This window comes from Lutibacter sp. (genome assembly GCF_013139515.1).
Lineage (GTDB): Bacteria > Bacteroidota > Bacteroidia > Flavobacteriales > Flavobacteriaceae > Lutibacter.
Genome location: NZ_WTAR01000137.1, coordinates 1 through 13,075 on the forward strand (window position 1 = coordinate 1; position 13,075 = coordinate 13,075).

The 13,075-nt window shown below is 28.9% G+C and carries 13 protein-coding genes; 8 read left to right on the forward strand and 5 right to left on the reverse strand.

The annotated features are described in order from the left end of the window. From GQ540_RS12025 to GQ540_RS12040, 4 genes are all read right to left on the reverse strand, one after another. On the reverse strand, positions 1–522 hold a 522-nt coding region (locus GQ540_RS12025), incomplete at its 3' end, for a nuclease-related domain-containing protein (RefSeq protein WP_291801391.1). A 107-nt stretch (positions 523–629) separates the two neighbouring features. Further along, complete coding sequence (rnhA, locus tag GQ540_RS12030) at positions 630–1,121, reverse strand: ribonuclease HI (protein ID WP_291801393.1); 492 nt, start codon at positions 1,119–1,121, stop codon at positions 630–632. A gap of 198 nt (positions 1,122–1,319) precedes the next feature. Beyond that, positions 1,320–1,670, reverse strand: coding sequence for an HIRAN domain-containing protein (locus tag GQ540_RS12035; protein ID WP_291801396.1), 351 nt, complete (start codon positions 1,668–1,670; stop codon positions 1,320–1,322). A 118-nt stretch (positions 1,671–1,788) separates the two neighbouring features. Then, a complete protein-coding gene (locus GQ540_RS12040; protein WP_291801399.1) occupies positions 1,789–2,565 on the reverse strand; it encodes a hypothetical protein in 777 nt (258 codons plus the stop codon). Between the two features lie 552 nt (positions 2,566–3,117). On the opposite strand from GQ540_RS12040, the gene GQ540_RS12045 reads away from it, so the two are divergent. From GQ540_RS12045 to GQ540_RS12075, 7 genes are all read left to right on the forward strand, one after another. Then, entirely contained in the window at positions 3,118–3,660 is a 543-nt protein-coding gene (locus GQ540_RS12045; RefSeq protein WP_291801402.1) for a DUF1697 domain-containing protein, read from the forward strand. Beyond that, positions 3,661–4,836, forward strand: a complete 1,176-nt coding sequence (locus GQ540_RS12050; protein WP_291801405.1) for a class I SAM-dependent methyltransferase — start codon at positions 3,661–3,663, stop codon at positions 4,834–4,836. Positions 4,837–4,893: 57 nt separating this feature from the next. Continuing rightward, positions 4,894–6,519, forward strand: a complete 1,626-nt coding sequence (locus GQ540_RS12055; protein WP_291801406.1) for an NADH-ubiquinone oxidoreductase-F iron-sulfur binding region domain-containing protein — start codon at positions 4,894–4,896, stop codon at positions 6,517–6,519. Positions 6,520–6,525: 6 nt separating this feature from the next. Next, positions 6,526–9,243, forward strand: a complete 2,718-nt coding sequence (gene fdhF / locus GQ540_RS12060) for a formate dehydrogenase subunit alpha (RefSeq protein WP_291801408.1) — start codon at positions 6,526–6,528, stop codon at positions 9,241–9,243. Positions 9,244–9,249: 6 nt separating this feature from the next. Beyond that, on the forward strand, positions 9,250–10,026 hold the full coding sequence (gene fdhD / locus GQ540_RS12065; RefSeq protein ID WP_291801410.1) for a formate dehydrogenase accessory sulfurtransferase FdhD: 777 nt from the start codon (positions 9,250–9,252) through the stop codon (positions 10,024–10,026). A gap of 414 nt (positions 10,027–10,440) precedes the next feature. Next, positions 10,441–10,575 carry a hypothetical protein gene (locus GQ540_RS12070; RefSeq protein WP_291801412.1) on the forward strand — a complete coding sequence of 45 codons (135 nt, stop codon included), beginning with the start codon at positions 10,441–10,443 and terminating at the stop codon, positions 10,573–10,575. A 126-nt stretch (positions 10,576–10,701) separates the two neighbouring features. Next, on the forward strand, positions 10,702–11,178 hold the full coding sequence (locus GQ540_RS12075) for a hypothetical protein (protein WP_291801415.1): 477 nt from the start codon (positions 10,702–10,704) through the stop codon (positions 11,176–11,178). Between the two features lie 57 nt (positions 11,179–11,235). Here GQ540_RS12075 and GQ540_RS12080 read toward each other — a convergent pair whose 3' ends face one another. Then, the gene (locus GQ540_RS12080; protein WP_291801418.1) at positions 11,236–11,403 is read right to left on the reverse strand and encodes a hypothetical protein; all 168 of its coding nucleotides are present in this window, start codon (positions 11,401–11,403) and stop codon (positions 11,236–11,238) included. Between the two features lie 259 nt (positions 11,404–11,662). On the opposite strand from GQ540_RS12080, the gene fumC reads away from it, so the two are divergent. Further along, a complete protein-coding gene (gene fumC, locus GQ540_RS12085) occupies positions 11,663–13,060 on the forward strand; it encodes a class II fumarate hydratase (RefSeq protein ID WP_291801421.1) in 1,398 nt (465 codons plus the stop codon). Positions 13,061–13,075 lie beyond the last annotated feature (15 nt).

Consider the following 13,075-nt stretch of genomic DNA (forward strand, 5'->3'; position numbering starts at 1 on the left):
CTTTTCGAGATAATTGCTTTTATCAATTATGAAAAAGTTTAATTCTTCTTTAGAAGGAATTGAGCCAATAAGCTCAATTTCCTTTTGAAAACAGACTGCTCTAACTGTATGAAATGGATTAAATAAGTCGGATTTAGGAAGTTTGTTTTTAATGTTTTTGTCAAATACTCTTATGAACTTTTCTTTTTGATTCTTTAACTGAACAAAGGGATTTATTGAACTTCCTCCTTTTATGATATCACCTTTCTCATTTGTCCATTTGCTAAAGTCAAATTCATTTCTTCCATTTCCAGGTAATTTAATTTCACCTCCAAAATTTTTGAAGTCTATTATACAAACTGCATTTTGAGTTACGAGTAAAGCATCTATTTGAAGTCTTTTTTCAGTTTCGCATTCAGAGTTTGCAATTAAAAGTCCGTCAAGCGAATACTTGTCAAAAAGGTTTTTAAGATTTTCTGCAAATTCTCTAAAAAAAGTATTTTCATAATTTTTTGAGGCTGTACCTTTTCTTATTTCGAACATATTCTTCTTTTAGCATTTTTTTTAAAAAATAAAGTTATTAATTTTATTGTCATTTGTGAATGACAATTATCATCTCACATTAAGAATAATAACTTTCTATCTTTACTTTACTTCATTTCAAATTCATAACCATCATCAATAATAAGTGTATCTGCATTAATACCTATATTTGCAAGTGCATCACATCTTTCATTTTCTAGGTGCCCAGAATGCCCCTTCACCCATTTAAATTCTACAGTATGCTCTGAAATAGCTTTTAACAATCTTTCCCATAAATCACAATTTATTGCTTTGACATTCTTTTTTCGTTTCCAATCATTTTCCTTCCACTTTTCAGCCCAACCTTTAGTTATTCCGTCTACAACATATTTTGAATCAGTATACACTATGACATTCGATTTAGTTTTTAATTGCTCTAGTCCAAATATCACTCCCATAAGCTCCATTCGATTATTTGTTGTCAACTTATACCCTTTAAAAAATTCTTTTCTTGTCCCTTTATAAGACAAAATAATACCAAAACCTCCCTTACCCGGGTTAGGGACAGCCCCTCCATCAGAATAAAGTTCAATATCTGGAATTTTTGTTCTTTCTTTCATTAGTGGAATGTTAAATTTTGTTTTAAGTTGTTAAATAAACTTAAAAAACGTCTTAGTAAATATAGTAACCCTACTTCATCGCATATTGCAATTTCTTTACTTGTAATTTGTGTTTTTAACCTTATTTTTATTCTCCTTTATCTATCCAATTAAATCTTTTTACTCTGTCATATTTAAATTAATCTTTATATAACTATTCTAAATTTCTTTACTGAATTTTAAATTAAACTCACAACTTAGCCGATATCCTATTTCAGCTCTTGAAATATTTAAATGTTTAATTTCATACCTCAAACCAGATTCTAAATATTCTGAAATAATGCTTGAAAGCTCTTTTGGAACATATCCAATTTGAAGATTTTTTTCATATACAATTTTTACAGCATGTTTATCAAAAATATTATCTGGTTCTTTAACCAATTCTAATTTGTCATTAGGTTTCAATTTTAATAAATATTCAGTTCGAGATGAACCATCTGAATTTTCAAATCGAATTCCTCTAACACTAATATAGAATACTCTATCCTCAAATTTTATACGACCACTCATTGTTATTAAATAATTAATATATACATCAATTAATACGAAGAATTTTGATTATGCAATTTATCTTATGGCTTGTAAGTATATAAAACAGATTAAGGTTTTTCATTACAACAATATCAATTTAATCAATTCTGCTTTTAAACAAAACTGAATCTAATTCAAACTCTAATTTTCCTAAAATGTATTGATAATCCTGAAATACAAAGTCTGCTTTATAAAATTGAAGTTTGCTCTCAACGAATTTAGCTTCACATTTAAAAACCAATGATGGACAACAATGGGCATCATTATAGTGGCAAAAAGTAATACCTTTGAAAACCCCATCTTCAATTTTTTGATATCTAAAACTACTAGGCCAACCTCCATTTTTACAACCACTTAAATCATCTTCACAGGCAACATCAATTAACTTAAACAAATTACCGTTATTTATGAAAATATAAAAAAAATGAACTTCATCATACATATTAGAACGGACAGCAGTTACAATACAATCTCTCATTCCATCATTATTCAAATCTCCAAACACAAATGAATTACTTTCATATTGTTTAGCGTTTACTTCTGTTGGCAATGGATAATAACGTAATTTATCTTCTTCTGTTCCTCTGAAATAAGGTAAAGGTTTATTATTCTCATCGTATTTTTCAATAGCCTCAATATAATTACTTTTCAGTTTGAAGTTATTAAATTCAGCTTGAGTAATTAAAGTTGACTCTTGTTCTATTTCTAATTTTTGCAGAATTATTTTAGACTCTTTCTCTGATAAAATTTTTGGTTTTTCTAAAACTTTAATGGTTTCCTTATTTTGTTCTACCTTTTCTTCTGATTTATCGTTTTTGCATCCAAGGACAAAAAGTGTTAAAAGTAATATATACAGGTTGTATCTTTTTTTCATATTTAAAGCAGTTTTCTTGTTAATTTGATTATTCTATAATTACTACATTAGACTGGACATAAAGATACGAGATTTAGAGTTACTTAAATTAGCTTTGAATTAAAAATGTATGATTAAAATGTAACTGCATAAGTCTCGCAATTTAATGTCCACTTTTTTGTTGCAAGTCCACTAAATGTAATTTATATTACTAAGATAGTTTAATCAAATAAGTTATCGTATGATTATTGTTAGTTATCACTTATTAAACAAACTTATAATTAGATTTCAAAGAAAAATAATTATAGTACATTTGTACAACAAAGTTCATTAAAATCAATAAATCAAAGTTCAGTTACCCTATGAGTTACCCTCGAAATTTGAACGAGTGTAAACAACTGTTTTACAGGTAGATAAAATCAAGATTTTGGAGCCTCATTCTCCGCAAAAAACCCAGTAAATTAATAATTTACTGGGTTTATTTTTTTATTTCATATTTAAATCAATACTTTTCAAGTCTAAATTATCAAATTAATTTTATACTTTTATTCTTAAATAACATCAAACAAAGCAATGACAACTTATATAGCACTTCTAAGAGGTATAAATGTTTCGGGTCATAATAAAATTAAAATGGTTGAACTAAAACAACTATTTATTAATTTAAGTTATAATGATGTTACTACATACATTCAGAGTGGAAATGTTATATTTAAATCTTCAGAAAAAAATATATCCAAAATTGAACAACAAATAACAGCTCAAATAAAACAAGTATTTGGACACACTATTAGTATTTTAGTTATAACAAAAAAACAACTTGAAACTATTTTAAAGTCTAACCCTTTTTTAAAAAATAATTCAATAGACATTAAAGTGTTATATGCAATACTTTTAAAAGAGAATTACTTTGCTGAAGGAATTAAACTAATTGAACCTTATTTAACAAATAATGAAGAAATTAAAATAATAGGTAATTGCTCATATATTCATTATCCATCTGGTGCTGGAAACTCTAAATTAACAATAAATATAATTGAGAAAAAATTGCAAACTGTTGCTACGTCTAGAAATTGGAGAACCATTACAAAACTTGTTGAATTAAGCAATCTATAATTGAATACTACTATTTTAAATAAAGAAGTTCAAAAATTTATCAACTCAAATTTAAAATCGAATATTACCCAACTGATTTTAAAAGGGAGTCCTTTTGAAGATATTCCAATTCAAGAAATAGCAGAACAAATAATTGCAAAAAATAAATGTGAAAGAAAGTTATCAACATGGTTTACTTCTGAAAAAATTTATTACCCAAATAAGTTAAATATTGAGCAAACTTCTTCTGAAATTACAGCTAAATATAAATCTAATTTAATTTCAGGAGATTCGATAATTGATATTACAGGTGGTTATGGTGTAGATGCTTATTATTTTTCTCAAAAATTTAAAAATGTAACACATTGTGAAATAAATGAGAAATTATCAAAAATTGTACAGCATAATTTCAAACAGTTAAAATGTTCAAATATTGATTGCCATTTTGGTGATGGATTAGAACTTATAAAAAACAACTCTTCAAAATTTGATTGGATTTACGCTGATCCATCAAGAAGAAATGACATAAAAGGAAAAGTGTTTTTGTTAAAAGATTGCTTACCTAATATTCCTGAAAATTTAGATTTATTATTTAAAAAAACTGATAATATTCTTCTTAAAATATCACCAATGCTAGATATTTCAAGTGCTATTAATGAATTAAATTTCGTAAAGGACGTTCATATAGTTGCTGTAGAAAATGAGGTAAAAGAATTATTGTTTATTTTAGAAAAAAACTACACACAACAAATTGATATTAAAACTATTAACTTTAACAAAAGTGAAATTGAAAAATTTGATTTCACTTTTCAAAATGAAGTTTCAGCAACCTATTCTGAACCTAAAAAATACTTGTTCGGACCAAATTCGGCAATTTTAAAATCAGGTGCATTTCAAGAAATTTCGGCACAATTAAAAATTGATAAATTACACCTACATTCTCATTTATACACCTCAGAAAACTTGATTGACTTCCCCGGAAGAATATTTAAAATTATACAAGTTACTTCTTACAACAAAAAAGAATTAACAAAATTAATTCCTTCAAAAAAAGCCAATATTACTACAAGAAATTTTCCAGAAACAGTAGCTCAAATTAGAAAAAAAACCAAGTTTAAAGATGGCGGTAATCAATATTTATTTTTTACGACAGACTTAAACAACAAACTCGTAGTCTTGATTAGCGAAAAGGTTTGAAATAAGGACTTCCTAAGAATTATTTTAGTATTTTTAACCGAATTATATTAGGTTAAAATGGCAAATAAAAATATACGAACGTTATCTTCAAGAAAAGAATTAGACGATAACTTATTTGAAAACATCTCAGATTTATCTCAAAAAAATGCTTCAAAAGAAGATTTTCAAGAATTAGCAAAACACTTTTTAATTGATGATTCTGTAATTACAGGAACGGCTTCATTTTACGATTTTATAAGAGAAGAAAACAGAGCAAAAAAAATACATATTTGTAATGGTACAGCTTGTATGACTGCAAAAACTCAAACTAGCTTACACAAAAATATTTCAACCCACTTTTCTGAAGAAGAAATTGGACACGCTGCTTGTGTTGGCCGTTGTCATACCAATAATGCATTTATGTTTCAAGGAAAAACTTTTTCAGCTTCAAACGAAAAGGAGCTAACCAATATAATTTCAGAAAAAAAACAGCAAGAAAACAACTATAAAATTGGTTGTAATACTACACCCATTTTAACTTCAAAAATTAAAAATATTGAAGTCTTTTATTCATTAGCCGAGAAATTTAAAAATAAACCGCAACAACTTATTCAAGAGGTAAAAACTTCCAATTTACGTGGTCGTGGTGGCGCAGGGTTTCCATTTTGGTTTAAACTAGATGCTGTTATAAAAGAAGTCAACACACAAAAATACATAGTTTGTAATGCAGATGAAGGTGATCCTGGAGCATATTCAGATATGTATTTAATGGAACACCAAGCACATAAAGTCCTTTTTGGAATGTATATGGCAGGTTTAACTGTTGGTGCAAATACCGGTGTTTTATACATTAGAGGCGAATATCCTGATTCAATAAAAATAGTTAGTAAAGCTATTGAAGAATTAAAAGAAAAAAACTTAATTGGTGATTTTCGTTTTAAAATTATTAGCGGACAAGGATCTTATGTTTGCGGTGAAGAAACAGCGCTTTTAAATTCTATTGAAGGTCTTAGACCTGAAGTTCGTGTTCGTCCTCCATATCCTGCACAATATGGTTTGTTTGGTAAGCCTACTGTATTAAGTAATGTAGAAACTTTTGCAAATATTCATTGGATATTAGAAAATGATGGAGATGCTTATGCAAAACTTGGAACAAAACAATCTACCGGTACAAAATTGGTTTCGTTAGATAGTTTTTTCAATAAACCCGGAATGTACGAAATTGAAATGGGCACAGATTTACAAACTATTTTTCATGAATATGGAAATGGCTTTAAAGAAGATATAAAAGCACTTCAAATTGGAGGTCCGCTCGGTGGAATTGTACCAATGCACAAAATTGGTGAGTTAACATTGGATTTTGAATCATTAAATAACAATGGGTTTTTATTAGGTCACGCAAGTTTTGTTTCAATACCTAAAGAATTCCCAATGATAAAATTCTTAGAACATTTAATGAAATTTACAGCCGATGAATCTTGTGGGAAATGTTATCCGTGTAGAATTGGATCTTTTAGAGGTATGGAAATACTTCAAAAAGCTCAAAATTCAGCTTATAAAATAGATCGCCCGTTATTTGACGATTTGTTAGAAACCTTAGAAATTGGCTCTCTTTGTGCATTAGGTGGTGGCATCCCACTTCCTGTAAAAAATGCGTTACAATATTTTAATGATGAGTTAAAAAACTATTTTACTTCAAGCTAGAACACTATGAAAGCATATATAAATAATATTGGATACGAATTTAACGAAGGCGAAACTATTTTAGATTTTGTTAGAAGAATTGAGCAAAATAAAAATGCTATTCCAACGATGTGTCAAGATGATAGATTGGAAAATTTTGGTTCTTGTAGAGTTTGTTCGGTTGAAGTCGCACGTGAAAAAGACGGACCAACAAAAACAATGGCTTCGTGCCACACACCAACTTCTGAAAACCTGTATATTTATCACAATACTGACAGCATAAAAAGACTTCGAAAAAATATTGTGGAATTAGTTTTATCAGATTATCCTGCTGATAAAATTTTTCCTTCAGAAGGAAAAAAAGCAACACCTTTTCAAGAAACAATTGCACAAATTGGAATACTTAACGTTCGCTATCCTAAAGGAAAAAATCATTTTGATATTGAACCAGACAGGGCACATCCATATATAAAATCCGATTTATCACAATGCATTAATTGCTTTCGATGTGTAAGAGCTTGTGAAGAAATTCAAGGTGAAATGATTTTAGGAATGAGTGGTCGTGGTTTTGCAACTAACATTATTAAAGGCTTTGATACTACGTTTGATGAATCTGCTTGTGTTTCGTGCGGAGCCTGTGTACAAACTTGCCCAACTGAAGCATTAACTGATAAATTTGAAACAAAAACGTTGATTGCTGATAAAACTGTGAGGACAACATGTACGTATTGTGGAGTTGGTTGCCAATTAGATATTTCAGTAATAGATGGAAAAATTAGAGGGATTCAAGCTCCTGATAATGCCGAAGTCAATGAAGGTCATACCTGTTTAAAAGGTCGTTTTGCTTTTCAATTTTATAATCACCCAGATAGATTGCTTGAACCTTTGATTAAAAAGAATGGCAAATTTGAGGAAGTAACTTGGGATGAAGCTTATAATTTTATTGCTAAAAAACTATTAGAAATAAAGAACAAATACAGCGCAAATTCAATTGGCGGAATTTCATCATCAAGAGCTACTAATGAAGAAAATTATTTAATGCAAAAAATGATTCGTGTTGCTGTTGGAACAAATAATATTGATGGTTGTGCACGTATTTGCCACGCTCCTACTGCTTTTGGAATGCAACAATCCTTTGGAACTGGTGCAGCAACAAATTCTATTGAAGATTTAAAACAAACCGATGCTGTTTTCTTATTCGGTGCAAATCCACTAAAAGGTCACCCCGTAACTGGAGCTAAAATTAAACAAGCGTTTATGAAAGGGGTTACTTCTATTGTTGTAGATCCAATAAAAACCAAATTAGCAGATTTAGCAACCCATTTCTTACAAATTAGACCTGGAACTAATGTTGCTATTTTAAATATGATTGCTCATTATATTGTAAAAGAAAATTTAGTGAATCAACATTTTATTGAGTCTTATACAGAAAAATATATCGATTTTAAAAACCATGTTAAAAACTTAGATATGGATGAATTGGAAACGCTTACGGGTGTTTCTAAAGATTTAGTAAAAGAAGCAGCAATTGCGTATGCAAAAGCTGATAGAGCTATGGAATTTCACGGTTTAGGTGTTACAGAGCATTTTCAAGGTAGCAAAACGGTAATGTTACTTTCTAATTTAGCAATGATGACTGGAAATATTGGACGAAATGGTGTTGGACTAAACCCTTTACGTGGCCAAAATAATGTACAAGGCGCTGCCGATATGGGCGTACAACCACATCAGGGCGCAGGTTATATGGACATTAACAAACCAGAAGTTCAAGAATATTATGCTGAAAAATATGGTGTAGAAAAAATGCCCGAATTTGAAGGTTTGAAGATTCCTGAGATGTTAGATGCAGCTATTGACGGAAAATTGAAAGCATTATACATTATGGGAGAAGATACTATAATGACTGACCCAAATACGAATCATAGTATTAAAGCTTTCGAAAAATTAGAATTAATTGTGGTTCAGGAATTATTTATGACTGCCACTACTGAAATGGCAGATGTAATTTTACCTGCTTCTTCATATTTTGAAAAGAATGGAACATTTACAAATGGTGAACGAAGAGTTCAGCGTGTAAATAAAATAGTAGAGCCAATTGGAAACACAAAACCTGATGGACAAATAATTATTGATATGATGAGTAAATTAGGTTACAATCAACCAACAGGATTAACATATGATGCGGCTAAAGTAATTGAAGAAATTGCTGATGTAATCCCATTTATGAAAGGGCTAAGCTGGGATAAATTAGGAGAAAATGGCTTACAATGGCCAATAAAAGAAGATGGAACTGATACCAAAATGCTTCATATTGACGGAAATTTCAAAAAAGGAATTGGAACTTTTCATCATTTTAACTTTGAAGAATCTCCTGAAATTGTTTCACACGGTAAACAATACCCGTTCATTTTAACCACTGGGCGTGAATTAGAACATTATAATTCAGGAACTATGACTCGTAGAACTGATAATCAATCTTTATTAAATAAAGATTATCTAGAAGTTCATCCTAGAGATGCAAAAGCAAAAGGAATTGAAGATAAAGAAAAGGTTCGAATTTTTTCTGATAGAGGAAGTGTTAACATTTCAATAAAATACTCTAAAAACGTAAAAAGAGGCGTTTTAAGAACTACTTTTCATCAACCTGAAGTATTTATTAATATAATTACAGGAAGCGTTGGAGATAAAGAAACAATGACACCTGAATATAAAGTTGTTGCGGTTGATTTTGAACGAATTCAGTAATAAAATATGCAAACATTAAAATACGAAGGTTTACTCTTAAATAATGGAGACTCAAAAAAAGTAAATGATACTTTAGTTATTGAAGCTGCATTACAAATTAATATTAATTCAGAACCATATACAGTTGTCATGAGAACTCCTGGTGATGATTTTGAATTGATTAGAGGTTTACTATATGCCGAAGACATTTATAAAAACAAAAAAAATCTAACTTTTGAAATTATTGAAAATCGTGAAAATGGTTTTTCAATAATAAACGTTCCTATTTTAGGAAATTATTTAGGAAAAGGATATTTAAATAAACGCACATTACTTTCTGTTTCATCTTGTGGTATTTGCGGTAAACAAAAATTAGAGGACATAAACGTAATAGGAGAAAAACTAATACATAAAATTTCATTCAACACAAAAAAGCTAAAACAACTTTTTTCTGAAATGAAAGACAAACAAGAAACATTTGATGCTTCAGGTGGTTCACACGCTGCTGCGTTGATTGATAAAGACTATCAAATAATAGCCTTAAAAGAAGATATAGGTCGTCACAATGCAGTTGACAAAGCTATTGGTGAATTATTAATTAATAATTCATTAAACAACGTAAATTGTATACTAGTGAGCGGACGCGTATCTTATGAAATAATATCCAAAGCTTTTATAGCTAAAATACCAATTGTAGTAGCTGTTTCAGCTTGCTCTTCTTTAGCTGTAGATTTTGCGAAAGAATTTGGAATTACTTTAATTGGGTTTTCAAGAGGAAATAAAGCAACAATTTATTCAAAGTAACCTTTTTTTAAACAAACTACACGTTTTTTATAATAAATTACACATTTTTACGAGTGAATAGTTTATAATTAAATATTTATTTATATATTTGCAACATAAGAGCGTCCCTAATAAGTGTAAATTTTTACGGAGAGAGTTTACAATTTGTTGGTTATTAACAATAAAAACACCCAATTTTATTGAATTTATAATCAAATTTGCTTTTAAAATCTCCAAAATAGAAGTATTTAAACTAAAATAAAAAAGTTTTTAAATTTTATTTTTATTGGCTAAACCCCCAAAAAATAAGAGAAAAACACTTTTAAGACCCCTTATTTTTAAAATTTATTAAAAATAAAGAAGGGTTTTATTTGCCTATTTGTAAGATTAAATGTAGCTTTGATGTTCTTACTAATCATTTAATTCTTACTAAAAATGAAAAAATTAAAATTAATTTTCGGATTGCTTATGGTGTCTGCTTTTGTTGCGGTTGCTGTTTTAAGTTACACTTCAACGGATAATACGGCTATTAGAAAAAGTGGTGATATTGTTTTACCTAGAAACGGATAAATAATCTAAACTTTTTTGGCTTTAAGCATTGATACCACAATAAAAAAATTATTGTGGTTTTTTTATTAAAAAATATTAATTAAAATAAATAAAGTATATTTGACTAATCAAGATTAAGTGAACCCCATGAAAAGCAAAAAAAGGACATCATTATGGACGGGTAGTATTATATTATTGATAGTTATTACCACCCCCTATTTATTATATATACACCAAAATATATCAGAATCTATTGAAAATTATGAAACTGCATTTGGTGTAATTAAGGGTGGACTCTTTAAATATGTCCAAACTTATATTTATTTCCTTTTATCAAAATTTGTACCATTAATACTTTTGCTTATATGGTTTTTAACAAATAAGCACTGGTGGGTTCATGCCATTATTATACCTATTTCTGTTTATTTATTTCAATTAATTTCAGTTATCAATGATAGTGAAGAATTTGCTGACGAAGTAGATTTTATTTACTCAGTACCAATTACAGTTTTAATAGTAGTAATTTTGTATTATTTAAGAGGTAAATTGGCAATTTACATACTAGCAGTAGATTTAAAAGATGAAATGGATGAAAATATGAAAATCCCAAAAAAAATAGATTAAACTACGATTTGATAAAATATTAAAAAAAAAGAGACAATTTAAATTGTCTCTTTTTTTTTATTTTTCAGTAGTTGCTTTTCCTTCTTTTCTAAATTTCCAAGCTTCTCTAAAATAACCTATTAACCAATAAGGGATAATAAATGTGATTAAAAAAATCATTAACCAAAAACCCATTGTGAAAACTGTTAAAAATACTAAAAATCCTGAAAATTGTGATAAATCCATATCTTATGATATAATGTTTTATGTTTTTTACAAAAATAATATTTATTTTTAAAATACAACATTTCTTTTGACTTTTTTTATAAGTGATATTTCTCACTAAATAAATAAATAAAAAACAGCACCTTTGATAAGCTAAAAAAAGTGATAATTAGTACCTTTGTAACTCAATAATTTATTATCCAAATTAAGCCTTAAATTTATATTCAAAACTAAACTGATTTTATAATAAATTCCATTTAACAAATAAAAAAGTAAACAGATGAAATATAGAATAGAAAAAGACACCATGGGAAATGTTGAGGTTCCTGCAGACAAGTACTGGGGAGCTCAAACTGAACGTTCAAGAAACAACTTTAAAATTGGCCCAGCAGGATCAATGCCATTAGAAGTTGTTTACGGTTTCGCATATCTAAAAAAAGCCGCTGCACATGCCAATTTTGAGCTTGGTGTTTTAGCTGATGATAAAAAAGAATTAATTTCAACAGTTTGTGAAGAAATTTTAGATGGTAAATTAGATAATCAATTTCCTTTAGTTATTTGGCAAACAGGTTCTGGTACACAAAGTAATATGAATTGCAATGAGGTTATTGCAAATCGCGCTCAAGAAATTGCAGGAAGAGTAATTGGAGAAGGAGAAAAAATAATTCAACCAAATGACGACGTTAATAAATCACAATCAAGCAATGATACCTACCCTACAGGTATGCATATTGCTTGCTATAAAATGATTATTGATATTACAATTCCTGGAATTGAAAGTTTACGTGATACATTGCAAGCAAAATCTGAAGAATTTAAAGACGTTGTTAAAATTGGACGTACACATTTAATGGATGCAACTCCTTTAACTATTGGTCAAGAATTTTCTGGTTATGTTTCTCAATTAAACCACGGCTTAAAAGCTTTAAAAAACACGTTGCCACATTTAGCTGAATTAGCTTTAGGAGGAACTGCAGTTGGAACAGGGTTAAACACTCCTAAAGGTTATGATGTTTTAGTAGCAAAAAAAATTGCTGAATTTACAGATTTACCTTTTATAACTGCTGAAAATAAATTTGAAGCATTGGCATCACATGACGCTATTGTTGAAAGTCACGGAGCTTTAAAACTTTTAGCCGTTTCATTAAATAAAATTGCAAATGATATTAGAATGATGGCATCTGGGCCACGCTCTGGAATTGGAGAGTTAATTATACCTGCTAACGAGCCAGGAAGTTCAATTATGCCAGGTAAAGTTAATCCAACACAATCTGAAGCATTAACTATGGTTTGTGCTCAAGTAATGGGAAATGATGTAACAATTACTGTTGGTGGTACTCAAGGTCATTATGAATTAAATGTATTTAAACCTGTAATGGCTTCAAATTTTTTACAATCTGCTCGCTTAATTGGTGATGCTTGTTTAAGCTTTAATGATAATTGTGCTGTTGGTATTGAACCAAACTATACTCGAATTAATGAATTAGTGAACAATTCATTAATGTTAGTTACAGCCTTAAATACAAAAATTGGATATTATAAAGCTGCTGAAATTGCAAATACAGCACATACAAATGGAACAACTTTAAAAGAAGAAGCTGTTCGTTTAGGTTATGTAACTCCTGAAGAATATGATGAATGGGTAAAACCTGAAAATATGATAGGTTCATTAAAATAATTACAAAAAAACTTA

Excerpts from the sequence above, each read along its gene's own strand:
- rnhA (WP_291801393.1), bottom strand. The coding sequence starts at position 1,121 with ATGAAAGAAAGAACAAAAATTCCAGATATTGAACTTTATTCTGATGGA.
- GQ540_RS12035 (WP_291801396.1), bottom strand. The coding sequence starts at position 1,670 with ATGAGTGGTCGTATAAAATTTGAGGATAGAGTATTCTATATTAGTGTT.
- GQ540_RS12040 (WP_291801399.1), bottom strand. The coding sequence starts at position 2,565 with ATGAAAAAAAGATACAACCTGTATATATTACTTTTAACACTTTTTGTC.
- GQ540_RS12045 (WP_291801402.1), top strand. The coding sequence starts at position 3,118 with ATGACAACTTATATAGCACTTCTAAGAGGTATAAATGTTTCGGGTCAT.
- GQ540_RS12055 (WP_291801406.1), top strand. The coding sequence starts at position 4,894 with ATGGCAAATAAAAATATACGAACGTTATCTTCAAGAAAAGAATTAGAC.
- fdhF (WP_291801408.1), top strand. The coding sequence starts at position 6,526 with ATGAAAGCATATATAAATAATATTGGATACGAATTTAACGAAGGCGAA.
- fdhD (WP_291801410.1), top strand. The coding sequence starts at position 9,250 with ATGCAAACATTAAAATACGAAGGTTTACTCTTAAATAATGGAGACTCA.
- GQ540_RS12070 (WP_291801412.1), top strand. The coding sequence starts at position 10,441 with ATGAAAAAATTAAAATTAATTTTCGGATTGCTTATGGTGTCTGCTTTT.
- GQ540_RS12075 (WP_291801415.1), top strand. The coding sequence starts at position 10,702 with ATGAAAAGCAAAAAAAGGACATCATTATGGACGGGTAGTATTATATTA.
- GQ540_RS12080 (WP_291801418.1), bottom strand. The coding sequence starts at position 11,403 with ATGGATTTATCACAATTTTCAGGATTTTTAGTATTTTTAACAGTTTTC.
- fumC (WP_291801421.1), top strand. The coding sequence starts at position 11,663 with ATGAAATATAGAATAGAAAAAGACACCATGGGAAATGTTGAGGTTCCT.